At 57.6% G+C, this 25,207-nt stretch carries 17 protein-coding genes; 6 read left to right on the forward strand and 11 right to left on the reverse strand.

Features of this window, described 5'->3' with window-relative positions:
* The first annotated feature begins 11 nt into the window (after nucleotides 1-11).
* Nucleotides 12-248: a [Fe-S]-dependent transcriptional repressor FeoC gene (feoC, locus tag ACOTXD_RS18870; RefSeq protein ID WP_017384148.1), complete on the forward strand. Its 237-nt coding sequence runs from the start codon at nucleotides 12-14 to the stop codon at nucleotides 246-248.
* Here feoC and bioH read toward each other — a convergent pair.
* Nucleotides 223-1,005 carry a pimeloyl-ACP methyl ester esterase BioH gene (bioH, locus tag ACOTXD_RS18875; RefSeq protein WP_003861604.1) on the reverse strand — a complete coding sequence of 261 codons (783 nt, stop codon included), beginning with the start codon at nucleotides 1,003-1,005 and terminating at the stop codon, nucleotides 223-225. The two genes, feoC and bioH, sit on opposite strands and share 26 nt — an antisense overlap.
* Nucleotides 1,006-1,041: 36 nt before the next feature.
* Between bioH and gntX the strand changes: the two genes are divergently transcribed.
* The 3 genes from gntX (at nucleotide 1,042) to gntT (ending at nucleotide 3,981) form a co-directional block, all read left to right on the forward strand.
* Entirely contained in the window at nucleotides 1,042-1,722 is a 681-nt protein-coding gene (gene gntX / locus ACOTXD_RS18880) for a DNA utilization protein GntX (protein WP_061856066.1), read from the forward strand.
* A 61-nt stretch (nucleotides 1,723-1,783) separates the two neighbouring features.
* Nucleotides 1,784-2,359 (forward strand): Fe-S biogenesis protein NfuA, encoded by a 576-nt coding sequence (nfuA, locus tag ACOTXD_RS18885; protein ID WP_003861601.1) that lies wholly within the window; start codon nucleotides 1,784-1,786, stop codon nucleotides 2,357-2,359.
* A gap of 305 nt (nucleotides 2,360-2,664) precedes the next feature.
* Nucleotides 2,665-3,981, forward strand: a complete 1,317-nt coding sequence (gntT, locus tag ACOTXD_RS18890; protein WP_003861600.1) for a gluconate transporter — start codon at nucleotides 2,665-2,667, stop codon at nucleotides 3,979-3,981.
* An 85-nt stretch (nucleotides 3,982-4,066) separates the two neighbouring features.
* Here gntT and malQ read toward each other — a convergent pair whose 3' ends face one another.
* Together malQ and malP are read right to left on the reverse strand one after the other, a co-directional pair.
* On the reverse strand, nucleotides 4,067-6,148 hold the full coding sequence (gene malQ, locus ACOTXD_RS18895) for a 4-alpha-glucanotransferase (protein ID WP_023323831.1): 2,082 nt from the start codon (nucleotides 6,146-6,148) through the stop codon (nucleotides 4,067-4,069).
* A 9-nt stretch (nucleotides 6,149-6,157) separates the two neighbouring features.
* Complete coding sequence (malP, locus tag ACOTXD_RS18900) at nucleotides 6,158-8,551, reverse strand: maltodextrin phosphorylase (RefSeq protein WP_023314963.1); 2,394 nt, start codon at nucleotides 8,549-8,551, stop codon at nucleotides 6,158-6,160.
* A 572-nt stretch (nucleotides 8,552-9,123) separates the two neighbouring features.
* On the opposite strand from malP, the gene malT reads away from it, so the two are divergent.
* A complete protein-coding gene (gene malT, locus ACOTXD_RS18905) occupies nucleotides 9,124-11,829 on the forward strand; it encodes an HTH-type transcriptional regulator MalT (protein ID WP_126501267.1) in 2,706 nt (901 codons plus the stop codon).
* Nucleotides 11,830-11,891: 62 nt separating this feature from the next.
* On the opposite strand, the gene ACOTXD_RS18910 is transcribed toward malT, so the two are convergent.
* Genes ACOTXD_RS18910 through glpE form a run of 3 tightly spaced genes read right to left on the reverse strand, consistent with a single transcriptional unit; the run spans nucleotide 11,892 to nucleotide 13,877 of the window.
* Nucleotides 11,892-12,650, reverse strand: a complete 759-nt coding sequence (locus tag ACOTXD_RS18910) for a DeoR/GlpR family transcriptional regulator (protein WP_003861593.1) — start codon at nucleotides 12,648-12,650, stop codon at nucleotides 11,892-11,894.
* Between the two features lie 16 nt (nucleotides 12,651-12,666).
* Nucleotides 12,667-13,497 (reverse strand): rhomboid family intramembrane serine protease GlpG, encoded by an 831-nt coding sequence (glpG, locus tag ACOTXD_RS18915; RefSeq protein WP_003861592.1) that lies wholly within the window; start codon nucleotides 13,495-13,497, stop codon nucleotides 12,667-12,669.
* A 47-nt stretch (nucleotides 13,498-13,544) separates the two neighbouring features.
* Nucleotides 13,545-13,877 carry a thiosulfate sulfurtransferase GlpE gene (gene glpE, locus ACOTXD_RS18920; protein ID WP_003861590.1) on the reverse strand — a complete coding sequence of 111 codons (333 nt, stop codon included), beginning with the start codon at nucleotides 13,875-13,877 and terminating at the stop codon, nucleotides 13,545-13,547.
* Between the two features lie 253 nt (nucleotides 13,878-14,130).
* On the opposite strand from glpE, the gene glpD reads away from it, so the two are divergent.
* The gene (gene glpD, locus ACOTXD_RS18925) at nucleotides 14,131-15,639 is read left to right on the forward strand and encodes a glycerol-3-phosphate dehydrogenase (RefSeq protein WP_061856064.1); all 1,509 of its coding nucleotides are present in this window, start codon (nucleotides 14,131-14,133) and stop codon (nucleotides 15,637-15,639) included.
* Between the two features lie 87 nt (nucleotides 15,640-15,726).
* Here the strand turns inward: glpD and glgP are convergent, their stop codons facing one another.
* Genes glgP through glgB form a run of 5 tightly spaced genes read right to left on the reverse strand, consistent with a single transcriptional unit; the run spans nucleotide 15,727 to nucleotide 25,095 of the window.
* Nucleotides 15,727-18,174, reverse strand: coding sequence for a glycogen phosphorylase (gene glgP / locus ACOTXD_RS18930; protein ID WP_061856063.1), 2,448 nt, complete (start codon nucleotides 18,172-18,174; stop codon nucleotides 15,727-15,729).
* 18 nt (nucleotides 18,175-18,192) lie between these two features.
* A complete protein-coding gene (glgA, locus tag ACOTXD_RS18935) occupies nucleotides 18,193-19,626 on the reverse strand; it encodes a glycogen synthase GlgA (RefSeq protein WP_003861584.1) in 1,434 nt (477 codons plus the stop codon).
* Nucleotides 19,626-20,921, reverse strand: coding sequence for a glucose-1-phosphate adenylyltransferase (gene glgC / locus ACOTXD_RS18940; RefSeq protein WP_003861582.1), 1,296 nt, complete (start codon nucleotides 20,919-20,921; stop codon nucleotides 19,626-19,628). The genes glgA and glgC overlap by 1 nt, the downstream gene beginning before the upstream one ends.
* 17 nt (nucleotides 20,922-20,938) lie before the next feature.
* Nucleotides 20,939-22,912 carry a glycogen debranching protein GlgX gene (gene glgX / locus ACOTXD_RS18945; RefSeq protein ID WP_023323833.1) on the reverse strand — a complete coding sequence of 658 codons (1,974 nt, stop codon included), beginning with the start codon at nucleotides 22,910-22,912 and terminating at the stop codon, nucleotides 20,939-20,941.
* Nucleotides 22,909-25,095, reverse strand: coding sequence for a 1,4-alpha-glucan branching enzyme (gene glgB / locus ACOTXD_RS18950; RefSeq protein ID WP_421766476.1), 2,187 nt, complete (start codon nucleotides 25,093-25,095; stop codon nucleotides 22,909-22,911). The genes glgX and glgB overlap by 4 nt, the downstream gene beginning before the upstream one ends.
* Nucleotides 25,096-25,207 lie beyond the last annotated feature (112 nt).

Below are 25,207 nucleotides of genomic sequence, written 5' to 3' on the forward strand. Positions count from 1 at the left end.
GGGGAAAAAAGATGGCATCGTTGATTCAGGTTCGTGACTTACTGGCGTTACAGGGACGAATGGAGGCGAAGCAGCTCAGCCTCAGCCTGCATACGCCGCAGCCGATGATCGATGCCATGCTGGAAAGGCTGGAGGCGATGGGGAAAGCCGTGCGCATTCAGGAAGAGCCGGACGGTTGTCTGTCCGGCAGTTGCAAGAGTTGTCCTGAAGGTAAAGCCTGTCTCAGGGAGTGGTGGACGCTTCGCTGATAAAACCGGACAGCGCCGAACAAAACTCAGCAGGATGAGAGATGAACGGCGCATGTGCCGCTTTGGCAACCACCATTGATTTACTCTCCGGCCACAGCGCATCCAGCAGCGGAACCACCTTGCGCGGAACCAGTCCATCCAGATAGCCATAAATACGCAGATGCGGCACCGTTAACGACGCCAGCGGCTCGCGCAGATCGGCCGTTTTCAGGATCTCCAGTCCACCGTTCAGCACCTCAACCTCCGGCATCGGCAGAGAAAGCACCGTCTGCTTCAGCGTCCGTGCGTCCTGACGGGCGGTTTCTGTTCCCATGGTTTGTAGCGCCAGAAAACGCTCCACCGTCCGCTGGAAGTCTTCGCTCAGCTGATGCTGGAACCCGGCCAGCACCTCGGGTTTAATGCCCGGCCACGCCTCGCGGGCGCTGAAACAGGGTGATGAGGCAACGGTGATCAGCGCCTGGACCCGCTCAGGATGGCGCAGCGCAATCTGGCTTACCACCAGCCCGCCCAGGCTCCAGCCGAGCCAGACGGCTTTTTGCGGCGCCGCTTCCAGAACCTGCTCCGCCATGTCGTCAAGCGTCATCGCGCCATAGCCGTGGCTACGGCCATAGCCCGGTAGATCCACCAGGTGTACCGTGAATTGCGAGGCCAGTTCCTCACTTATGCAACGCCACACTTCGGCGTTCAGTCCCCATCCGTGCAGCAGCACAAGATGACAATTTCCCGTCCCAACGGTCTGCCACCACAGCGTCTTCATCAGTTAACGTTCTCTTTTTTCACATGGAGGTTGCGTATGCTAACAGTGCCCGGCTTGTGCTGGCTATGCCGAATGCCACTTGCGATGAGCGCGTGGGGCGTCTGTTCCGTTTGCACGCGAGCGCTGGGTTACCTGAAGGGCTGTCCGCAATGCGGCTTGCCTGCCGTCAGCCAGACGCTTCCCTGCGGCCGATGCCTGAAAAAAGCGCCGCCGTGGAGCGCGCTGGTGGCGGTGGATGATTATGTATTGCCGCTGAGTCGTCTGGTTCATCAGTTCAAATTTTCCAGCCAGATCGCGCTGGCGCAGCCGCTGGCACGCCTGTTATTACTGGCGGTATTGCAGGCGCGAAGAACACGTGGGCTAGCGCCGGTCGACACGCTCGTGAACGTGCCACTGTTTCAGCGCCGCCACTGGCGGCGGGGATACAATCAAAGCGACCTGCTGTGTCGTCCGCTCGCCCACTGGCTGGGTTGCCGGTACCCCGCCTCTGCGCTGAAACGTACTCATGCCACTGCCGTTCAGCACCGGCTCAACGCCCGGTCGCGCAAAAGGAACCTGAAAAACGCCTTTCGCCTTGAATTGCCGGTCAACGGCCTCCATATCGCGATTGTGGATGATGTCGTCACCACGGGCAGTACCGTGGCTGAACTTTCCCGACTGCTTTTGCAAAGCGGCGCCGCGTCAGTTCAGGTATGGTGTCTGTGCCGTACCTTGTAGCCCTTCTTCAATGGGCGTATGATTATACCCAGGTAATTTAGTCAACTATTAGGCCAAAGCTATGATCCGTATTTCCGATTCTGCACAAGCGCACTTTGCCAAACTGCTGGCAAATCAGGAAGAAGGGACGCAGATCCGCGTGTTTGTGATCAATCCAGGCACTCCGAATGCAGAATGTGGTGTCTCTTATTGTCCTCCGGATGCCGTGGAAGCAACTGACACTGCCCTTAAATTTGAACAGCTCACCGCGTACGTTGATGAGCTGAGCGCGCCGTATCTTGAAGATGCGGAGATTGATTTCGTCACCGACCAGCTGGGTTCTCAGCTGACGCTGAAGGCGCCGAACGCGAAAATGCGTAAAGTCTCTGACGATGCCCCGCTGATGGAGCGTGTGGAATATCTGCTGCAATCGCAGATCAACCCGCAGCTGGCCGGCCACGGGGGACGTGTTTCCCTGATGGAAATCACCGAAGATGGTCTGGCAATCCTGCAATTCGGCGGCGGCTGTAACGGCTGCTCCATGGTCGATGTCACCCTGAAAGAAGGGATCGAGAAGCAGCTGTTGAACGAATTCCCGGAACTGAAAGGCGTGCGCGATCTGACTGAGCACCAGCGCGGCGAGCACTCCTACTACTGATTCAGTGCCCGTCTGTATTGCCCGGTGGCGCTGCGCTTACCGGGCCTACATTTTCTTGCCTCCCCCTCTATATGTTGACCTGCGTCTCATAATTCAAATTTTGCCTCCCTGGGTGATTCTCAATCACGTCATGTTACCCGTATCATTCTCGTGGGCACTCAACACCCTTATAACAGCCGACTAAACTTAACGTTTTCGCGGGCATCAGTATGAGTGCCGTTAACACTCTGTTCCCAGTTGGGACAACCGGAATTTGTCGTTGAAACAATGACGTTACCCATAACAATTCAAAGGCCAGGTCAATCATGCCATTAGTCATCGTCGCTATCGGTGTTGTGTTATTACTGCTCTTGATGATCCGCTTCAAAATGAACGGATTTATCGCTCTGGTTCTGGTGGCACTTGCAGTCGGTCTGATGCAGGGAATGCCGCTGGTTAAAGTTATCAGCTCCATTAAAGCCGGTGTCGGCGGTACGCTCGGCAGCCTGGCGCTGATCATGGGCTTCGGCGCCATGCTCGGTAAAATGCTCGCGGACTGCGGTGGCGCGCAGCGTATTGCCACTACCCTTATCGATAAATTTGGCAAGCAGCACATCCAGTGGGCGGTGGTGTTAACCGGTTTTACCGTCGGTTTCGCACTGTTCTATGAAGTGGGCTTCGTTCTGATGCTGCCGCTGGTGTTCACCATCGCCGCTGCCGCCAACATCCCACTGCTGTTCGTGGGTGTGCCGATGGCTGCGGCGCTGTCCGTCACCCACGGTTTCCTGCCGCCGCACCCGGGTCCAACGGCTATCGCCACCATCTTCCACGCCGATATGGGTAAAACCCTGCTGTTCGGTACGATTCTGGCGATCCCGACGGTGATTCTGGCAGGCCCGGTGTATGCGCGCTTCCTGAAAGGCATCGATAAGCCTATCCCGGAAGGGCTGTACAGCGCCAAAACCTTTACTGAAGAAGAGATGCCAGGCTTTGGCGTCAGCGTCTGGACCTCACTGGTACCGGTGATCCTGATGGCGATGCGTGCCATAGCAGAGATGGTTCTGCCGAAAGGTCACGCGTTCCTGTCCGTTGCGGAGTTCCTGGGCGACCCGGTAATGGCAACGCTGATTGCGGTATTGATTGCGATGTTTACCTTCGGTCTTAACCGCGGTCGCTCCATGGATCAGATCAACGATACGCTGACCTCTTCCATCAAAATCATCGCCATGATGCTGCTGATCATCGGCGGCGGCGGCGCGTTCAAGCAGGTGCTGGTCGACAGCGGCGTGGATAAATACATCGCTGCCATGATGCATGAAACCAACGTATCGCCGCTGCTGATGGCGTGGTCTATCGCCGCCGTTCTGCGTATTGCGCTGGGCTCTGCGACCGTTGCGGCGATTACCGCAGGCGGCATCGTGGCACCGCTGATTGCCACGACGGGCGTCAGCCCTGAACTGATGGTTATCGCGGTCGGTTCGGGCAGCGTGATTTTCTCCCACGTGAACGATCCGGGCTTCTGGCTGTTCAAGGAGTACTTCAACCTGACCATCGGTGAAACCATCAAGTCCTGGTCCGCGCTGGAAACCATTATTTCGGTGTGCGGTCTGGTCGGGGTGCTGCTGTTGAATATGGTGGTTTGATGTAAAAAGCCGGGTAGCGCTGACGCTTACCCGGCCTACATTCTATTCCCTCTCCCTCTGGGAGAGGGTTAGGGTGAGGGTGAAACTACCGCTTATTACCCACCGCTCTTCTGCGCTTGTCCAAATCCTTAATCAACCTGTTCACCCCGTCATCGGCGAACATCGCTTCAAGCGTTGTGGACAGTTTGCGTCGCCAGTTTTTGTATTGATAGCTGGTGCCGGGGATGTTTACCGGCTCCGCCATATCAATCCAGTCTTCCGGTTGCAGACCGAGCAATGCGCTGTTGCTGTCGGCAATATAGCGCTGTAAGCCACGATTAAGCGTTGGCGTCATCGACATCAGCGACGCCTTATGCCCGGCGCGCTTCGGCAGACAACCATGTTTATGCAGCGCGTCCAGCAGCCCCTGCTTCGCCAGCTCGCGATCCTGATATAGCCCGCGCAGAACCTCTTCATCCGGGTAGAGACCTAACGTTTTGCCGAGCGTCAGGTCGCCGCTTTCCCAGTAGCCTCTGAGCGTAGGAAGATCATGCGTCGTCGCGACTGCCATTGACTGTTCAGGGTACGCTTTCGGCGCGCGGAAGGTTTTCTCATGGTCGTTTTCAAAATAGAGCACTTTGTAGGAGTAGACGCCGCTGTCGCGGAGCTTACTGACAATTTCCACCGGCACGGTTCCGAGATCTTCGCCAATCACCATGCACTGATGACGTTTACTCTCCAGCGCGAGGATTGAGAGCAAATCGTCCACCGGATATTGCACGTACGCCCCGTGGTCAGCCGTTTCACCGTACGGGATCCACCACAGGCGCAGCACGGACATCACGTGGTCGATACGCAACGCGCCGCAGTTCTGCATGTTAGCGCGCAGCAGGTCGATAAACGGCTCGTAGGCACGCGCCGCCATCACGTGCGGATCCATTGGCGGTAAGCCCCAGTTCTGACCAAGCGGGCCCAGAATATCCGGCGGCGCACCCACCGAAGCTTTCAGGCAGTAAAGCTCGCGGTCACACCAGGTTTCCGCCCCGCCTTCCGCCACGCCGACGGCCAGATCGCGATAGAGCCCGATCGGCATGTTATAGCCCTGGCTCACCTGCCAGCAGGCGGCAAACTGGCTGTACGCCAGCCACTGCAACCAGAGATAGAAATCCACCTCGTCGGCATGCGTCTCACAGAACGCCTTCACTTCCGGGGTATCCACGGACTGATACGCTTCCGGCCACACCGGCCAGCCCCAGCGCATCTCATCCTCCTGGACCTGATACGCATGCAACGCATCAAACGCTGCCTGCCAGTAAAGGCTCTCACCTTCCTGCATCACAAACTGGCGGAAGGCTGCCATCTGCTCGTCGTCACGCTTCGCAAAGCCCTTCCATGCCAGACGCAGCGCCGCCATTTTCAGCGCGGTCACGGAGGCATAATCGACCCAGTCCGCATCGCGGGCCTGTTTCAGCATCTGTTGGGTGGTCTCAAGCTTCCACCACGCCTGCGCCTCTTTGCTGTTTTTGAAATCGTCTAACGCGTTAACGTCGATATAAATCACGTTCAGCCAACGACGGGACGACGGGCTGTACGGGCTGGCGCTTTCCGGGTTGGCCGGATAGAGGGCGTGGATCGGGTTGAGGCCGATGAACGCGCCGCCGCGCTCGCCCACGGATGCCAGCATCTTTTTCAGGTCGCCAAAATCGCCAATGCCCCAGTTGCTGTCCGAACGCAGGGTATAGAGCTGCACGCAGGCGCCCCACAGCTTTTTGCCTTCAAGCAGCGCCTGCGGCTCATAGCAACGCTTTGGCGCCACGATCACCCGACAGTGAAAACGCTGGTCGTCCCGGGTAAGCGTAAGCGTGTGGTAGCCCTCCGGCAGCTTCGCCGGAAGGTTAAGGGTTTTGCCGCCTGTGGCATGGCCTTTGTGCTGATGCCCCTCTTCGGTGGTGAGCAGCCAGCTGAACTCGCCGCGCCCTTCCACCGCCAGCGGCATCTTTTTGCCCGCGGTAAAGACCTTCACGTTCGGCACCGGCGCACCCGACGCTTTCGCGTCGGTTTTGTGCATGGCATCCAGCAAACGTCTTTTGGTGTCCGCACCAATAGACTGCGGTTTGCCGTGCGCATTGATGTAACTGAGGCTAATTCCCGCCGCCTGCGCGGCACTGTCCAGACGTTTACTCTCCATCGCGCTTCCTTAGCGTTTTGCCTGCCAGATACGAGCCTGATAATCACGGATTGAGCGGTCAGAACTGAACATACCGCAGCGCGCGGTGTTCAGGATACACGCGCGGGTCCAGGCATCCTGGTCGCGATACAGCACGTCGACCTGCTTCTGCGCTTCAACATAAGCCGAGAAGTCAGCCATCACCAGGTACGGGTCGCCGCCCTGTTTGTCCATGCTGTGCAGCATCTGGTCAAACGCGTGCTTGTCGCCGTCGCTGTACTTCCCGCTTTCCAGCTCTTTGAGCACCGCATCCAGCACTTTGTCTTTTTTACGCCATTTCACCGGGTCGTACCCTTTGGCCTTGATGGCTTTCACTTCTTCAACAGTATGGCCGAAGATAAAGATGTTCTCTTCGCCGACCTTCTCGGCAATTTCGACGTTCGCACCGTCCAGCGTGCCGACGGTCAGCGCACCGTTCAGGGCCAGCTTCATGTTGCCGGTACCGGACGCTTCTTTACCGGCGGTAGAGATCTGCTCGGAAATATCCGCCGCCGGGATCAGCATTTCAGCCGCAGAAACGCAGTAGTCCGGCAGGAACACCACCTTCAGCTTATCGCCCACTTTCGGATCGTTGTTGATCGCCGCCGCCACTTTATTAATGGCGAGGATAATGTTTTTCGCCAGGTAGTAGCCCGGCGCCGCTTTCGCACCGAACAGGAACACGCGCGGAACGCGGTCGGCCTGTGGATTCTCGCGGATCTCTTTATACAGCGCCAGAATGTGCAGCAGGTTCAGGTGCTGACGTTTGTACTCGTGCAGACGCTTGATCTGAATATCGAAAATCGCATTCGGGTTGATCTCAATCCCGGTGCGCATTTTCACGAACTCAGCCAGACGAACCTTGTTCTCCAGCTTAATGGCGCGGTACTGCTCGCGGAACTTCGCGTTGTCGGCCTGTTTTTCCAGGTTGATGAGCTGGTCCAGGTCGTTGGCCCACTCTTTCTTCAGGGTTTTGTCCAGCAGGCCGGCCAGCAGCGGGTTGCACTGCTTGATCCAGCGACGCGGCGTGATGCCGTTGGTCACGTTATGGAATTTGGTCGGCCACAGCTGGTGGTATTCCGGGAAGAGATCTTTGACCACCAGATCCGAGTGCAGCGCCGCCACGCCGTTCACCGCAAAGCCGCTGACCACGCACATGTTCGCCATGCGCACCTGTTTGTCGTGTACCACGGCCAGCTTCGCCCAGACGGCTTTGTCACCCGGCCAGGTTTTCTCCACCAGCGTTTTGAACTGGTCGTTAATCTTATTGATGATCTGCATATGGCGCGGCAGCAGCGTTTTCACCAGCTTCTCATCCCAGCACTCCAGCGCTTCCGGCATCAGGGTGTGGTTGGTGTAGGCGAAGGTGCGGCTGGTGATGGCCCAGGCGTCGTCCCAGCTCAGCTGATGCTCGTCGATCAGCACGCGCAGCAGTTCCGGGATGGCAATGGTCGGATGCGTGTCGTTAAGCTGAATAACTTCGAAGTCCGGCAGTTGAGCCAGCTTGCGGCCCGCCAGGTGGTGTCGACGCAGAATGTCCGCCACGGAGCAGGCGCACTGGAAGTACTGCTGCATCAGACGCAGCTTTTTACCCGCCAGATGATTATCGTTCGGATAGAGGACTTTGGTCAGCTTCTCGGCGTCGATCCCCTGCTGCTCGGCGCGCAGGAAGTCACCGTCGTTGAATTTGGTCAGGTTAAACGGATGCGCGTGCTTCGCCTGCCACAGACGCAGCGGCTGCGCCACGCCGTTACGGTAGCCGAGTACCGGCAGGTCCCAGGCTTCACCGGTAATGGTGAACGCCGGTTCCCAGAGTCCCTGCTTCGTGACTTTCCCGCCAATCCCGACCTGCACATCCAGCTGCGCGTTGTGGCGGAACCACGGATAGGTATTGCGGTGCCAGTCGTCCGGCGCTTCCATCTGATGGCCGTCGGCAAATGACTGACGGAACAGGCCGTACTGATAGTTCAGGCCATAGCCAATCGCCGACTGGCCCACCGTTGCCATGGAATCCAGGAAGCAGGCTGCCAGACGTCCCAGACCGCCGTTACCCAGCGCCGGGTCAACCTCTTCTTCCAGCAGATCGGTCAGGTTGATGTCGTGTTCTTTCAGCACGTCACCGACCTCCTGATACCAGCCAAGGTTCAGCAGATTGTTACCCGTCAGACGGCCAATCAGGAACTCCATCGAAATGTAGTTGACGTGACGCTGGCCTTTCACAGGCTTCGCCACAGGCTGAGCGTCCAGCTGTTCTGCGAGCGCCCCGCTCACCGCCTGCCACCACTGGTGAGGCGTCATCTCGTTTGCAGCATGAAGGCCAAAACGCTGCCACTGACGCGTCAGGGCAGCCTGAAATTGAGCTTTGTTGAAAGTAGGCTGTGACATAGGGAATCGGCATCCTGTAGAGAGAAAACACATTTGGCGCTAGTGTGCCTGGCTCATTGCGCCTCTTCCTCCTCCTGTCGGGGATTAGGCAGGGAGGAGTAGCGGGGATGAGCATAAAAGTGTGATCGAGGCCACTGTGTAAGTGTGCGCTTCGCGGAAAAAGCGATCCCGGAAGAACGTCAAAAAAATGAAATGCAGTTTCGGAAGAAATTAATCATCGCTGAAATGATTACTTACGTAGAATAATATTTCCGCGCGTCGGGATTATTCAGCACCACTATTAAGCCCATGCAACTTTCCCCAAAGTTAATTAACTTCACCGTCATTATCTCTTTCTGAAACCAGTTTCAGCGCAACCGAGCGTCATGCAGACAAGCCAGAAGCAGCGCGGCATCCAGCCATTTACGGAAAGTTCCATCAGTGATGAGAATGTTTTGTGACAGAGTGCAAATTCAGAGCCTCCAAACCCAGACATAACTTGCAATAGTTCCTCTATTGGCCGAACTTATAGATATTAATTACGAAGCGCAAAAAAAATAAATTCTCTCGTTCCCCACAGTGAAGTGAAAACTATGTTGATTCCGTCCAAATTAAGTCGCCCGGTTCGTCTTGACCATACTGTGGTCCGCGAGCGCCTGCTGGCTAAACTTTCCGGTGCGCATAATTTCCGACTGGCGCTGGTTACGAGTCCTGCGGGTTATGGAAAAACAACGCTCATTTCGCAATGGGCGGCAGGTAAAAGCGATCTTGGCTGGTACTCCCTGGATGAAGGTGATAACCAGCAGGAGCGTTTTGCCAGCTATTTAATTGCCGCGATTCAGCAGGCGACCAACGGACACTGCGTCACCAGCGAGGTGATGGTGCAAAAGCGCCAGTACGCCAGCCTGTCCTCTCTTTTCTCCCAGCTGTTTATCGAGTTGGCCGAATGGCATCGCCCGCTGTATGTGGTGATTGATGATTATCATCTGATCACCAACCCGGTTATTCACGAGTCCATGCGTTTCTTCCTGCGCCATCAGCCGGAAAACCTGACGCTGGTTGTCCTGTCGCGTAACCTTCCGCAGTTGGGCATTGCCAACCTGCGGGTGCGCGATCAGCTTCTGGAAATCGGCAGTCAGCAGCTGGCCTTTACCCATCAGGAAGCGAAGCAGTTCTTTGACTGCCGTCTGACGTCTCCGATTGAGGCGTCTGAAAGCAGCCGCCTGTGCGATGACGTTGCCGGCTGGGCCACGGCACTTCAGCTGATTGCCCTCTCCGCGCGGCAAAACAACAGCCCGACGCATCAGTCCGCACGCCGCCTGGCGGGCATCAACGCCAGCCACCTGTCGGATTATCTGGTGGATGAGGTAATCGACAGCGTTGACCTCTCCACCCGCCATTTCCTGCTGAAAAGCTCCCTGCTGCGTTCCATGAACGATGCGCTGATTGTACGCGTCACCGGCATTGAAAACGGGCAGCTTCAGCTCGAAGAGATTGAACGTCAGGGTCTGTTCCTGACGCGTATGGACGATCACGGCGAATGGTTTAGCTACCATCCGCTGTTTGGCAGCTTCCTGCGCCAGCGTTGCCAGTGGGAGCTGGCCGCAGAGCTGCCTGACATTCACCGCGCCGCCGCCGAAAGCTGGATGGCGCAAGGTTTCCCGAGCGAGGCTATCCACCATGCGCTGGCCGCCGGGGATGCCGGTATGCTGCGCGATATTCTGCTCAACCACGCGTGGGGACTGTTCAACCACAGCGAACTGACGCTGCTGGAAGAGTCGTTAAAAGCGCTGCCGTGGGAAAGCCTGCTGGAGAATCCGCGTCTGGTGCTGCTCCAGGCCTGGCTGATGCAGAGCCAGCATCGCTACAGCGAAGTGAACACCCTGCTGGCGCGCGCCGAGCAGGAGATGGAAAGCGAGATGGATACCACCCTGCACGGCGAATTTAACGCCCTGCGCGCACAGGTGGCGATTAACGACGGGGACCCGGATGAAGCTGAACGGCTGGCGATGGTCGCGCTGGATGAGCTGCCGCTGGCGAATTTTTACAGCCGTATTGTGGCCACCTCGGTACACGGCGAAGTGCTGCACTGTAAGGGCGATCTCACGCGTTCGCTTTCACTCATGCAGCAAACCGAACAGATGGCGCGCCGCCACGATGTCTGGCATTACGCCCTGTGGAGCCTGATCCAGCAAAGCGAGATTTTATTTGCTCAGGGGTTTCTGCAAGCAGCCTGGGAAAACCAGGAGAAAGCCTTCCAGCTGATCCGTGAACAACATCTGGAACAGCTGCCGATGCACGAGTTCCTGTTGCGTATTCGCGCTCAGCTGCTGTGGGCATGGTCGCGTCTGGATGAAGCAGAAAGCTGCGCCCGCCAGGGTCTGAATGTCCTTTCGAGCTTCCAGCCGCAGCAGCAGCTCCAGTGTCTGGCTCTGCTGGTGCAGTGCTCGCTGGCACGCGGCGACCTGGATAATGCCCGTAACCACCTTAACCGCCTGGAAAATCTGCTCGGCAACGGACAGTACCATAGCGACTGGGTCTCCAACGCCGATAAGGTCAGGGTGATTTACTGGCAGATGACCGGCGATAAAAAGTCCGCCGCCAACTGGCTGCGTCACACGCCTAAACCGGAATTTGCCAATAACCACTTCCTGCAAAGCCAGTGGCGCAATATTGCCCGCGTGCAGATCCTGCTGGGTGACTTTGAGCCTGCCGAGATCGTGCTGGAAGAGTTAAACGAAAACGCCCGCAGCCTGCGCCTGATGAGCGATTTAAACCGCAACCTGCTGCTGTTAAACCAGCTTTACTGGCAGGCAGGACGTAAAAACGATGCCCAGCGCGTACTGCTGGAAGCGTTGCAGCTGGCGAACCGCACCGGGTTTATCAGCCACTTTGTAATTGAGGGTGAAGTGATGGCCCAGCAGCTGCGCCAGCTGATTCAACTCAACACGCTGCCGGAACTCGATCAGCATCGCGCCCAGCGCATTCTGCGCGAGATTAACCAGCATCATCGCCACAAGTTTGCGCACTTCGATGAGAACTTTGTTGAACGTCTGCTGAACCATCCGGAAGTGCCGGAGCTTATCCGTACCAGCCCGCTCACCCAGCGTGAATGGCAGGTGCTGGGGCTGATCTATTCCGGCTACAGCAACGAGCAGATTGCCGGTGAGCTGGCGGTGGCGGCGACCACCATCAAAACGCACATTCGCAATCTGTATCAGAAGCTGGGCGTGGCGCACCGTCAGGATGCGGTGCAGCATGCGCAGCAGCTGTTGAAGATGATGGGGTACGGAGTGTAAATCCTTTGCGGTCTGATGCCCTCACCCCGGCCCTCTCCCACAGGGAGAGGGAGAATGGCTTCTCAACATAACTCTAACTGCAAATTATTATCTTTAATCACCTGCATCACGCCCGCCGGTGGCATCACATCAGTATAAACCGCATCCACCATGCTGATGCTGCCCATGTTCACCATCGCGTTACGACCAAACTTGGAGTGATCCACCACCAGCATTACGTGGCGTGAGTTCTCAATGATCGCGCGCTTGGTGCGCACCTCGTGGTAATCAAACTCCAGCAGCGAGCCGTCTGTGTCGATGCCGCTGATCCCCAGAATGCCGAAATCGAGGCGAAACTGAGAGATAAAATCGAGCGTCGCTTCGCCGATAATGCCCCCGTCGCGGCTGCGCAGTTCGCCGCCCGCGAGGATGATGCGGAAATCGTCTTTCTGCATCAACGTGTTGGCCACGTTCAGGTTGTTGGTCACCACGCGGAGGTTCTCGTGGTTCAGCAGCGCATGGGCGACCGCTTCCGGCGTGGTGCCGATATCAATAAACAGCGTCGCGCCGTTCGGGATCTGGCTCGCCACTTTACGGGCGATACGCTCTTTCTCTGCCGTTTGCGTCGCCTTACGGTCATGCCATGAGGTGTTCACCGAGCTGGACGGCAGCGCGGCACCGCCGTGGTGACGCAGAATACGGTTCTGATCGGCCAGGTCGTTGAGGTCACGACGGATGGTTTGCGGGCTAACGGCAAACTGCTCCACCAGCTCTTCAGTACTGACGTATCCCTGTTTTTTTACCAGTTCGATAATGGCGTCATGACGTTGTGTTTGTTTCATGAAATATCCCTGGGAATTATGTTCGCTTTCGCGCATGGAGCGTATCGGCCAACGCCATCGCCAGCCCGACCGCCAGGCCGGTAACGTGCGCACCATTGGCGATAGACATACCAAACAGATCAAACCATCCGGCAATAAGCCATATTAACGCAAAGGTTATTAATCCACGTTGTAAATAGATGCCGCTATCCGGGTCGCGCTCGCCTCTGAGCCAGGCGTAACCCATCAGGGCGTACACCACGCCGGATAACCCGCCGAACCATGGACCGCTGAATTTATGCTGCACGTAGCCGCTTAACAGGGCGCTGATAAGGGTGATCACAATCAGCTTGCCGCTGCCGAGCCGCTTCTCCACCGCCCCGCCGAGATACCACCACCACAGCAGGTTAAAGAGGATATGCATCACCGAGAAGTGCATCAGCGCATGCGTGAAGTAGCGCCAGACGTCAAATTGCAGGGAGGGATCGTACGGCCATGCGAGGGCAATCATCACGCTCTGGTCACCCACCACGCTCATAATAATGAAGACGATGATGCAGGCTACCATTAAAAGCAGCGTAAACGGTCCTGCGCGCTCGCGGAGGGTGGCGAGAAACGGAAAACGTTGATAGTGCAGGCCACTGCCGGTCTGGCCGGATTGCCAGCTTGCCGCCAGATAACGCGGGTCGCCCGGGTTTTCCAGGAAACGCGCCAGCTCGGCGTTCACGCGCCCAGCCTGGCTTTCGTCTGCCAGCCAGACATCCGTCTGTGTATGCTGCTGAATAGTCAGGATAATGCCCTGCGTCGCCATATAGTCGACAAACGCCTGGGCGACGCGCGGGTTGCTAAAAGAGGTGATCATCAACATGGGCAGCGGTCGCTTATTTCCACACAAAAGGGGACAGTATAGCGGGATCAGCGCTCAAACGCGTATTCAACTTCTGCCGGGAAATGACGATGCCAGGCATCGAAGCCGCCATCGACGCTGTATACCGCCTCGTAACCCTGCTGGAGCAGATACTGCGCCGCGCCTTTACTGCTGTTGCCGTGATAGCACATCACCATCACCGGGGTATCGAAGTCGTTATCGCGCATAAACGCGCCCAGCGTGTCGTTGGTGAGATGGAACGCGCCCGGCGTGTGGCCCATCGCAAAGCTCTGCGGATCGCGGATATCCACCAGCACCGCTTTTCCCTGGTGCATCTTCTGGTGGGCTTCTTCTACGTTAATACATTCAAACTGATCCATGGTGTTCTCATCTTATATGCAGGTGTGGTGCGGTTTTCCCCTCACCCTGCCCTCTCCCGGAGGGAGAGGGCAGGGTGAGGGCATCAGACCGCACGATTTTACCCCGTAGTGTACGTCCTGGCGGCGGGTAAACGCCATTATGTTATCCATATCACTCTAAATTGTTTTTTTGATGTTACCAAAAGCGCGTTCCTTTGCTATTATGAGCGATATCGAACATTTCTGAGCTTTAACGAAAGTGCATGAGGGTGTTATGGAAACCAAAGATCTGATTGTGATAGGCGGTGGCATCAACGGTGCCGGTATTGCGGTTGATGCCGCAGGACGCGGTTTATCCGTGCTGATGCTGGAAGCTAACGATCTCGCCTGCGCGACGTCGTCCGCCAGCTCCAAGCTGATCCACGGTGGCCTGCGCTACCTGGAACACTACGAATTCCGCCTGGTCAGCGAAGCGCTGGCCGAACGCGAAGTGCTGCTGAAAATGGCCCCGCATCTGGCGATCCCGATGCGCTTCCGCCTGCCCCATCGCCCGCATCTGCGTCCGGCGTGGATGATCCGCATCGGTCTGTTTATGTACGATCATCTGGGTAAACGCACCAGCCTGCCGGGTTCAACCGGTTTGCGTTTTGGCTCAGAATCGGTCCTTAAGCCTGAAATCGTGCGCGGTTTCGAATATTCCGACTGCTGGGTGGACGATGCGCGTCTGGTACTGGCTAACGCGCAGATGGTCGAGAAGAAAGGCGGCGAGGTGAAAACCCGCACCCGCGCCACCGCCGCACGCCGCGAAAACGGCCTGTGGATTGTGGAAGCGGAAGACGTGGATACCGGCGAGAAGTTTAGCTGGAAAGCGCGCGGCCTGGTGAATGCCACCGGCCCGTGGGTGAAACAGTTCTTCGACGACGGCATGCACCTGCCTTCACCGTACGGCATCCGCCTGATTAAGGGCAGCCACATCGTGGTGCCGCGCGTGCATACCCAGAAACAGGCTTATATCCTGCAAAATGAAGACAAGCGCATTGTGTTTGTGATCCCGTGGATGGACGAGTTCTCCATCATCGGCACCACCGACGTGGAGTACAAAGGCGATCCGAAAAACGTTGAGATCGACGAGAGTGAAGTCAGCTACCTGTTGAAAGTGTACAACGCGCACTTTAAGAAACAGCTGGCGCGCGATGACGTGGTCTGGACCTACTCCGGCGTGCGTCCGCTGTGTGATGACGAGTCTGACTCACCGCAGGCCATCACCCGTGACTATACGCTTGATATTCACGACGTTGACGGTCAGGCGCCGCTGCTCTCCGTGTTTGGCGGTAAGCTCACCACCTACCGTAAACTGGCGGAGCACGCGCTGGAGAAACTGGCGCCGTATTACAAAGGCATCGGCCCGGCGTGGACGAAAGGCGCCGTGCTGCCTGGCGGCGATATCGGCGATAACCGCGACGATTACGCCGCGAAGCTGCGTCGCTGCTTCCCGTTCATTACCGAAGGCATGGCGCGCCACTACGCCCGCACCTACGGCAGCAACACCGAACTGTTCCTCGGCGACGCGAAAGAGATTGCCGATCTGGGCGAGCATTTTGGCCATGAGCTATACGAAGCCGAGCTGCGCTACCTGGTGGAACACGAGTGGGTGCGCCGTCTGGACGATGCCATCTGGCGTCGTACTAAAGAAGGGATGTGGCTGAATGCCGAGCAGCAGTCTCGCGTGGCGCAGTGGCTGGCGCAACATGCGGGAAAGCGTGAATTGTCGCTGGCGTCGTAATTGAAAAAAAGCCGGGTGTCGGCTCCGCCTTACCCGGCCTACTCGATCCCGTAGGCCCGGTAAGCGCAGCGCCACCGGGCTTTGTTTTTACAACCGCACCGGATCAATATGCCAGATATTCTCGGCATACTCTTTGATGGTCCTGTCTGACGAGAAGTAGCCCATGTTGGCGATGTTATGCATCGCGGTGCTGGTCCACTTCTCCTGCTGACGGTACAGTTCGTCCACCTTATCCTGACAATCCACGTAGCTGCGGTAATCCGCCAGCACCTGATAGTGATCGCCAAAGTTAATCAGCGAGTCCACCAGGTCACGATAGCGTCCAGGCTCCTCAGGGTTAAACACTCCGGTGGCGATTTGCGTCAGCACCTGGCGTAACTCTTCATCCTCTTCATAATACTCACGCGGCGAGTAGCCCTGCTTGCGCAGCGCCTCCACCTCTTCCGCCGTATTCCCGAAGATAAAGATATTCTCCGCGCCCACATGCTCCAGCATTTCGACATTTGCGCCGTCCAGCGTGCCGATAGTCAGCGCGCCGTTCAGGGCAAACTTCATGTTGCTGGTGCCGGATGCTTCCGTCCCCGCCGTGGAAATCTGCTCAGAGAGATCCGCCGCCGGAATGATCAGCTGCGCCAGGCTCACGCTGTAGTTCGGGATAAACACTACCTTCAGCTTATCGCCAATGTCCGGATCGTGGTTCACCACCTTCGCCACATCGTTGATGAGATGAATGATGTGCTTCGCCATGTAATACGCGGAGGCCGCCTTACCGGCAAAGATTTTCACACGCGGCACCCACTCCGCCGTCGGGTCAGCCTTAATGCGGTTGTAGTGGGTAATGACGTGCAGGACATTCATCAGCTGACGCTTGTACTCGTGGATACGTTTGATCTGCACGTCGAACAGCGCTTTCGGGTTCGCCACCACGTTCAGATGCATCGCCAGCCAGACCGCCAGACGCTTCTTGTTCAGCAGCTTGGCTTCCCGTACCGCTTTGTTCACCGTCGGGAAATCGATGTGCTGCTCAAGCTCGCTCAGCTGGCTCAAATCGGTGCGCCAGGTGCGGCCAATGTTCTCATCCAGAACGTCGGAGAGCGGCTGGTTCGCCAGCGCCAGCCAGCGGCGCGGGGTGACGCCGTTGGTCACGTTGCAGAAACGCGTCGGGAAGATCTTCGCGAAGTCCGCAAACAGCGACTGCACCATCAGGTTCGAATGCAGCTCTGATACGCCGTTGACCTTGTGGCTGATCACCACCGCCAGCCAGGCCATGCGTACACGACGCCCGTTGGATTCATCAATGATCGAGGCGCGGCTCAGCAGACCGGTATCGTTCGGGTACTGCTCCTGCAAGGTCTTGAGGAAGTAGTCGTTGATCTCGAAGATGATTTGCAGATGGCGCGGCAGAATTTTGCCGAGCATATCCACCGGCCACGTCTCCAGCGCTTCACTCATCAGCGTATGGTTGGTGTACGAGAACACCTGGCAGGTTACTTCAAACGCGTCATCCCAGCTGAACTTATGCTCGTCAATCAGCAGGCGCATCAGCTCAGGGATCGACAGCACCGGATGGGTATCGTTGAGGTGAATAGCGGTTTTTTCCGCCAGATTCGCATAGGTTTTGTGCAGCTGATAGTGACGGCTAAGGATATCCTGAATCGTTGCCGAGACGAGGAAATACTCCTGACGCAGGCGCAGCTCGCGGCCTGAGTAGGTCGAGTCATCCGGATACAGGACGCGGGACACGTTCTCAGAGTGGTTTTTATCTTCCACCGCCGCGAAGTAGTCGCCCTGGTTGAATTTACCCAGGTTGATCTCGCTACTGGCCTGCGCGTTCCACAGGCGCAGCGTATTGGTCGCATCGGTGTCGTAGCCGGGGATGATCTGGTCGTAGGCCACGGCCAGGATCTCCTCGGTTTCCACCCAGCGGGATTTTTTACCTTCCTGCTGAATACGCCCGCCAAAACGCACCTTATAGCGCGTGTTGTGGCGCTTGAACTCCCACGGGTTACCGTACTCCAGCCAGTAGTCCGGGGACTCTTTCTGACGGCCATCCACGATGTTCTGCTTGAACATGCCGTAGTCGTAGCGGATACCGTAGCCGCGCCCCGGCAGCGCCAGCGTCGCCAGTGAATCGAGGAAGCAGGCGGCAAGACGCCCGAGACCACCGTTACCCAACCCCGGGTCGTTCTCTTCGTCAATCAGCTCTTCTAAATCCAGCCCCATCTCTTCCAGTGCGTTTTTGACCTCGTCATAAATCCCGAGCGATAACAGCGCATTGGAGAGGGTGCGACCAATCAGAAACTCCATCGACAGGTAATACACCTGTCGCGTCTCCTGCGAGAGCTGGGCGCGGTTGGAGCGCAGCCAGCGTTCGACCATACGATCGCGCACCGCAAACAGCGTGGCGTTCAGCCACTCATGTTTGTTGGCAATTACGGGATCTTTCCCAATGGTAAACATCAGCTTATAGGCGATGGAGTGTTTCAACGCCTCAACGCTGAGCGTGGGGGAAGAGTAGCTAAATGGAGCATTCATATCAGTAACTTCGCCTCGTTACATCAAGCGTTGATAAAGGTCGCGGTAGGACTGCGCCGCAACGTGCCAGCCAAAGTCCATGGACATCGCCTGACGTTGTACGTAACGCCACAGGGATGGACGGGACCACAAGACGAAAGCACGCCGGATCGCCCGAAGCAGCGACCAGGCATTACTGTCCTCGAAAACAAACCCGCTGGCGATACCATCCGCCAGGTTTTCCAGGGAGCTGTCAGACACCGTATCCGCCAGCCCGCCCGTGCGGCGTACCAGCGGCAACGTGCCGTATTTCAGACCATAGAGCTGCGTAAGGCCGCAGGGCTCGAAACGGCTCGGCACCAGAATCACGTCCGCGCCGCCCATGATGCGGTGCGAGAACGCTTCGTGATAGCCAATCTGCACGCCCACCTGCCCCGGATGTTCCGCCGCGGCCGCAAGGAAACCTTCCTGCAATACCGGGTCGCCCGCGCCGAGCAGCGCCAGTTGCCCACCCTGCTCCAGTAATCCCGGCAGCGCTTCCAGCACCAGATCCAGCCCTTTCTGGCTGGTCAGGCGGCTGACCACCGCAAACAGCGGTACCTTGTCGTTGACCTTCAGCCCCATCGCAATCTGTAGCTGGCGCTTGTTCTCCGCTTTGTCCTCCACGGAGTCGCGTCCATAGCGCGCCGCCAGCAGGAGGTCCGTTTCCGGATTCCAGATCTGTTCATCTACGCCGTTCAGAATGCCCGACAGACGACCTTCACGGTGGCGCTGTTGCAGCAGCCCTTCCATACCGTAACCGAACTCCGGCTGGGTAATTTCACGCGCGTAGGTTGGGCTGACCGCCGTGATATGGTCGGCATAGTACAGACCCGCCTTCAGGAACGAAATCTGTCCGTTAAACTCCAGCCCATGCATGTTAAAGAACGACCATGGCAGATCGATGTCATTCATATGATGCGCGTAATACATGCCCTGATACGCCAGGTTGTGCACCGTAAACACCGATTTGGCCGGGTGCCCCTTCGCCGCCAGATACGCAGGAGCCAGCCCCGCGTGCCAGTCGTGCGCGTGCACCACGTTCGGACGCCAGAACGGATCCAGCCCGACGGCCATCTCCGCCCCCACCCAGCCGAGCAGGGCAAAGCGCAGCACGTTATCGGTATAGGCGTACAGGTTGGTATCGTGATACGGGCTGCCGGGTCGATCGTATAAATGCGGGGCATCAATCAGGTAAATCCCTGTGCCATTGTAATGTCCAAACAGCAGGGTGATACGTCCCGCGAAGGTCTCGCGACGGGTAACAACCTTTGCATCGGGAATACCACGCCGGATATCCGGAAAAGCGGGCAACAACACGCGGGTATCCACCCCTCCGGCAATTTGCGCCGCCGGTAGTGCACCAAGAACATCCGCCAGTCCGCCCGTTTTTAACAACGGGAACATCTCAGAACATACGTGTAAAACCTGCATCATCGCTCCTGTTTGATTTGCAGCTTCCGCAACATTTCCCGTGTTACTAACACGATCCCCTCTTCCGAACGGTAGAAACGACGCGCATCTTCTTCCGCATTTTCCCCAATCACCATCCCTTCGGGAATGACGCAGGCACGGTCGATAACGCAGCGACGCAGACGACATGAGCGCCCTACCCAGACATCCGGCAGCAGGACTGCCGAATCGATATTACAGAATGAGTTTATACGCACGCGCGGGAACAGCACGGACTGCACCACCACCGAACCGGAGATAATGCACCCGCCAGAGACCAGCGAGTTGAGCGTCATACCGTGGCTGCCGGAGCGGTCCTGGACGAACTTCGCCGGCGGCAGCGATTCCATATGGGTGCGAATCGGCCAGTTCTGGTCGTACATATCCAGCTCAGGCGTGACGGACGCAAGATCGAGGTTGGCTTTCCAGTACGCTTCCAGCGTTCCCACATCGCGCCAGTAAGGTTCCGCATTCGGATCGGACTGCACGCAGGACAGCGGGAAGGGGTGTGCATACGCCATGCCAGCTTTGGTAATTTTCGGGATAATGTCTTTGCCGAAGTCGTGACTGGAGTTCTCGTCTTTGTCGTCCTCTTCCAGCAGTTCATAAAGATAATCGGCGTCAAAGACATAGATCCCCATGCTGGCGAGCGATTTGGTGTCGTCTCCCGGCATGGTTGGCGGGTTCGCCGGTTTTTCGACAAAGTCGATAATCTTGTCGTCGCCATCTACATGCATCACGCCAAACGCGGTTGCTTCCGCAACAGGCACCGGCAGGCACGCCACGGTGCAGCGCGCCCCTTTTTCGACGTGGTCGATCAGCATGTGGGAGTAATCTTGCTTGTAGATGTGGTCCCCGGCGAGGATAACGATGTATTCCGCGTTGTAGCGGCGAATGATGTCGAGGTTCTGGGTCACGGCATCCGCCGTGCCGCGGTACCAGTTCTCCCCGTGAACGCGCTGCTGCGCCGGGAGCAGATCGACAAACTCGTTCATCTCTTCGCTGAAGAATGACCAGCCGCGCTGAATGTGCTGCACCAGCGTGTGCGACTGATACTGGGTAATGACGCCAATACGACGAATGCCTGAGTTCAGGCAGTTTGACAGTGCAAAATCGATAATACGGAACTTACCACCAAAGTGAACGGCCGGTTTAGCGCGCTTGATGGTCAAATCTTTCAGACGGGTACCACGCCCGCCCGCGAGTATCAGGGCAACTGTTTTTAATGGTAGCTGGCGCGCCAACATTAACGGATCGTTCTTCTCTAATCTAACCATGACTAACTCCTTTTTTATCATCTTTGGAATACGCACACTCCGTGCGCAGGCCCGTGCCAGACAGCCATAACAACCGGATTATCCGCTCCGGCAAAGGGAGGAATGGCTCGCCACTCCCCGTCAGGTAAAACAATCTCTGCGACGTCATCCGTCGCGTTCAGCGTCACCAGCCACGCATCCGAAAGCAGGATTTGCAGACAGGGTATGCCGTGTTGCCACTCTTGCGCGCTTAACGGTTGCGCGTCTTTATTCAGCCAGCGAACGTTGCCGTCGCCCTCTTCCCACCAGCGGTCGGCGGTGAGCGCGGGGATGCGCTGGCGAAGATGGATCAGCGCCGCGGTGAAATGGGTCAGCCCGCTGTTCGCTTCTCCCCAGTCGAGCCAGGTCAGGGTGTTGTCCTGGCAATAGGCGTTGTTGTTGCCGTGCTGGCTGTGGCCGTGCTCATCGCCCGCCAGCAGCATCGGCGTGCCCTGCGACAACAAAAGCGTCGTCAGCAGCGCATGAACGCTGGCGCGTCGCCGCTCGATCACATCCAGACTTCCGCCTAACCCTTCTATACCATGGTTAAAGCTATGGTTATTGTTAGTCCCATCGCGATTCTCCTCGCCGTTTGCCTCATTGTGTTTCTGATTGAAACAAACGCAGTCGCGCAGCGTAAAACCGTCGTGCGCCGTCACCAGGTTAATGGTGGCCGACGGACGTTTGCCGTCACGCTTAAAGAGATCGCTGGAGCCGGCAAAGCGACCGGCAAACTCCCCCAGCGACAGATCGCGCGTCAGCCAGAAGCGGCGGACGGCATCGCGGAAGTGGTCGTTCCACTCGGCAAACAGCGGCGGGAAGTTCCCCACCTGATAACCGCCCTCGCCGATGTCCCAGGGCTCCGCAATCAGCTTCACCTTTGAAAGCACCGGGCAGTTTTTGATGGCCTCAAACAGCGGCGCCTGCTGGCTGAACGCCGGGGTGCGCCCCATCACTGGCGCCAGGTCGAAGCGAAAACCATCCACGTGGAACGTCTCAACCCAGTATTTCAGGCACTCGTACGCGTAATGCGTAACGGCCGGATGACTGAGGTTGAGGGTGTTACCGCACCCGGTCCAGTTCTCGTAATCGCCGTCGTCCCTGATCCAATAATAGCTACGGTTATCGATTCCGCGCTGTGAGAGCGTCGGGCCGTCAAGATCGCTTTCCGCACTGTGGTTCAACACCACGTCCAGAATGACTTCGATACCCGCCGCGTGAAGCGCTTTCACCGCATCGCGAAACTCATCCCGCGCCTTCTCAGGATTCACCGCATAACGCGGATCGAGGGCGAACAACGCCAGCGGGTTGTAGCCCCAGTAGTTGCTTAACCCGAGACGCTGTAGCCGCGGCTCGCTGGCGAAATGCGCCACGGGCAACAGCTCCAGCGCGGTGATCCCTAAGTGCTTCAAGTACGCGACCATCGTCGGATGCCCAAGCGCTTTATAGGTGCCGCGCATCTCTTTGGGAATTGACGGGTGCAGATACGTCAGCCCTTTGACGTGGGCTTCATAAATAACGGTGTTGCCCCAAGGCGTACGCGGCGGGGCATCGTCTTCCCAGTCGTAGAGATCGTGCATCACCACGCTTTTGGGCGCGACGGGCGCGCTGTCGCGGTGGTCAGGTTCGCCGTAGCCAACGTGGAACAGCGGGTCATCTTTAAACTCACCGTCCACCCGGTGCGCACACGGGTCAATCAGCAGCTTCGCCGGGTTAAACCAGTGCCCCTGAGAGGGCTCCCAGGGGCCGTGTACGCGAAAACCGTAGTGCATCCCCGGCCGTCCTCCGGCCAGGTAGCCATGCCAGGTATCCCCCGTGCGCGCCGGTAAATCGTAACGGTGCTCGTTACCTTCCCCGTCAAACACACAGAGTTCCACCCGCTCCGCATGGGCGGAAAAGAGCGTGAAGTTCACCCCCTTTCCGTCAAAACTCGCCCCGAGCGGTTCGGGTTTACCTGCCGTAAGCTGCGTCATTCTCCCTCCCGCACCAGCCAGATTGTGCCAAGCGGCGGCAGCGTCAGGCTCAGGGAGTTCGGACGGCCATGGCTTTCAATGGCATCGCTCTGCACCAGCCCGCCGTTACCCGCATTGCTGCCGTGGTAGTGCATGGAGTCGGTATTGAGAATTTCGCGCCATTTGCCCGGCTGGTTAATGCCGAAGCGGTAGTGTTCGCGCGGCACTGGCGTGAAGTTGCTGGCGACGATGATCTCGTTACCCGCCTTGTCGCGGCGCGCAAAGACAAACACCGAGCGCTCGTGGTCGTCCACCACCAGCCACTCAAAGCCGTACGGGTCGAAGTCCAGCTCGTGCAGCGCTTTATGGTGGCGGTAGGTCAGGTTCAGGTCGCGGACCAGACGCTGTACGCCGTGGTGCCAGTTGTCCGCGCCTTCCAGCAGATGCCAGTCAAGGCTGGTATCGTGGTTCCATTCGCGCCCCTGCGCAAATTCGTTGCCCATAAACAGCAGCTTTTTGCCCGGGAAGGCGAACATCCAGCCGTAGTAGGCGCGCAGGTTGGCAAACTTCTGCCACGCGTCCCCCGGCATGCGGTCGAGAATGGATTTCTTGCCGTGCACCACTTCATCGTGCGACAGCGGCAGCATGAAGTTTTCGGTGTAGTTGTAGAGCAGCCCGAAAGTGAGCTTATCGTGGTGATACTGACGATAAACCGGGTCGAGCTTCATGTAGTCGAGCGTGTCGTGCATCCAGCCGAGGTTCCACTTGTACCAGAAGCCCAGTCCGCCCATTGACGGTGGACGGGAAACGCCCGGGAAGTCGGTGGACTCTTCCGCCATGGTCACGGCACCTTCCACCTGCTCCCCGATGATGCGGTTGGTGTTGCGCAGAAACTCAATCGCTTCGAGGTTTTCACGCCCGCCATACTCGTTCGGGATCCACTCACCCTCTTTGCGGCTGTAGTCGCGGTAAATCATCGACGCCACCGCATCGACGCGCAGGGCATCAATGCCGAAACGCTCGATCCAGTACAGCGCGTTCCCGACCAGGTAGTTCGATACTTCACGGCGACCGTAGTTGTAGATCAGCGTGTTCCAGTCCTGGTGATAGCCTTCGCGCGGGTCGCTGTGCTCGTAAAGCTTTGTGCCGTCGAACTCTGCCAGCGCAAAATCATCCGACGGGAAGTGGCCCGGCACCCAGTCGAGGATCACGTTCAACCCGGCGGCGTGCGCGGCATCGATGAAATAGCGGAAGTCATCGCGCGTACCAAAGCGGCGCGTAGGCGCATACAGCCCGGTTGGCTGATAGCCCCAGCTGCCGTCGAACGGGTGCTCGTTGATCGGCAGCAGTTCCAGGTGCGTAAAGCCCATCCATTTGGCGTACGGCACCAGCTGGTCCGCCAGCTCGCGATAGCTCAGCCAGAAGTTGTTATCGGTGTGGCGACGCCACGAGCCGAGATGCACTTCATAGACGGAGATCGGCGCATCAAAGCGGTTAGCCTGCTTGCGCTCTTCCGTCTGGACAACCTTCTCCGGCAGGCCGCAAATCAGCGAGGCGGTATTCGGGCGCAGTTCGGCCTCAAAGGCGTACGGGTCAGATTTAATGCGCAGCTTGCCGTTGGCATCGATCATCTCGAATTTGTAGAGCTGACCGTTGTGCGCGCGGGGGATAAACAGCTCCCAAATGCCGGTTTCCCGGCGCAGGCGCATGGGGTGACGACGACCGTCCCAGTAGTTGAACTGCCCGACAACGGAGACGCGCTGGGCGTTTGGCGCCCATACGGCAAAACGCGTGCCGGTGATACCGTCCATGGTATCCGCATGGGCACCCAGCGTTTCGTAAGGGCGTAAATGGGTCCCCTCGGACAGCAGCCAGGCGTCCATCTCTTTTAAAAGCGGGCCGAAGCTATAGGGATCGTCAATCAGGTTTTGCTGACCGTGCCAGATAACGGCAAGCTGATAACGAAAAGGATTTTTACGGCGGGGCATGACGCCCGAGAAGAAGCCACGCGAGTCGAGGCATTCCAGATTACCCACCTTGCGGCCGGTTTTGGGTTCGATAACCCACACTTCTGTTGCATCCGGTAACAGCGCACGAACTTCCAGTCCGGCCTCTGTACGGTGCATCCCTAGCACAGAAAAGGGGTCGGCAAAGTGACCCGCAATAAGCGCATTAATCACGTCTCTCGAAATACGATCGGACATGGTATTCATCCTGTTTTTTTATGTCGCCCTTTTTACGCGCTCCGGGACGACTTTTAATGTGACCTAAACGGTGCAGTTAATCCTCTCTGCTCCGCCCTACCCTCAGGTGAGA

This window comes from Enterobacter cloacae complex sp. CDL013 (assembly GCF_049238805.1).
Lineage (GTDB): Bacteria > Pseudomonadota > Gammaproteobacteria > Enterobacterales > Enterobacteriaceae > Enterobacter > Enterobacter hormaechei_C.

What these genes read in the sequence shown, in the direction of transcription:
- feoC (WP_017384148.1), top strand. Translation starts at nt 12, where the DNA reads ATGGCATCGTTGATTCAGGTTCGTGACTTACTGGCGTTACAGGGACGA.
- bioH (WP_003861604.1), bottom strand. Translation starts at nt 1,005, where the DNA reads ATGAAGACGCTGTGGTGGCAGACCGTTGGGACGGGAAATTGTCATCTT.
- gntX (WP_061856066.1), top strand. Translation starts at nt 1,042, where the DNA reads ATGCTAACAGTGCCCGGCTTGTGCTGGCTATGCCGAATGCCACTTGCG.
- nfuA (WP_003861601.1), top strand. Translation starts at nt 1,784, where the DNA reads ATGATCCGTATTTCCGATTCTGCACAAGCGCACTTTGCCAAACTGCTG.
- gntT (WP_003861600.1), top strand. Translation starts at nt 2,665, where the DNA reads ATGCCATTAGTCATCGTCGCTATCGGTGTTGTGTTATTACTGCTCTTG.
- malQ (WP_023323831.1), bottom strand. Translation starts at nt 6,148, where the DNA reads ATGGAGAGTAAACGTCTGGACAGTGCCGCGCAGGCGGCGGGAATTAGC.
- malP (WP_023314963.1), bottom strand. Translation starts at nt 8,551, where the DNA reads ATGTCACAGCCTACTTTCAACAAAGCTCAATTTCAGGCTGCCCTGACG.
- malT (WP_126501267.1), top strand. Translation starts at nt 9,124, where the DNA reads ATGTTGATTCCGTCCAAATTAAGTCGCCCGGTTCGTCTTGACCATACT.
- ACOTXD_RS18910 (WP_003861593.1), bottom strand. Translation starts at nt 12,650, where the DNA reads ATGAAACAAACACAACGTCATGACGCCATTATCGAACTGGTAAAAAAA.
- glpG (WP_003861592.1), bottom strand. Translation starts at nt 13,497, where the DNA reads ATGTTGATGATCACCTCTTTTAGCAACCCGCGCGTCGCCCAGGCGTTT.
- glpE (WP_003861590.1), bottom strand. Translation starts at nt 13,877, where the DNA reads ATGGATCAGTTTGAATGTATTAACGTAGAAGAAGCCCACCAGAAGATG.
- glpD (WP_061856064.1), top strand. Translation starts at nt 14,131, where the DNA reads ATGGAAACCAAAGATCTGATTGTGATAGGCGGTGGCATCAACGGTGCC.
- glgP (WP_061856063.1), bottom strand. Translation starts at nt 18,174, where the DNA reads ATGAATGCTCCATTTAGCTACTCTTCCCCCACGCTCAGCGTTGAGGCG.
- glgA (WP_003861584.1), bottom strand. Translation starts at nt 19,626, where the DNA reads ATGCAGGTTTTACACGTATGTTCTGAGATGTTCCCGTTGTTAAAAACG.
- glgC (WP_003861582.1), bottom strand. Translation starts at nt 20,921, where the DNA reads ATGGTTAGATTAGAGAAGAACGATCCGTTAATGTTGGCGCGCCAGCTA.
- glgX (WP_023323833.1), bottom strand. Translation starts at nt 22,912, where the DNA reads ATGACGCAGCTTACGGCAGGTAAACCCGAACCGCTCGGGGCGAGTTTT.
- glgB (WP_421766476.1), bottom strand. Translation starts at nt 25,095, where the DNA reads ATGTCCGATCGTATTTCGAGAGACGTGATTAATGCGCTTATTGCGGGT.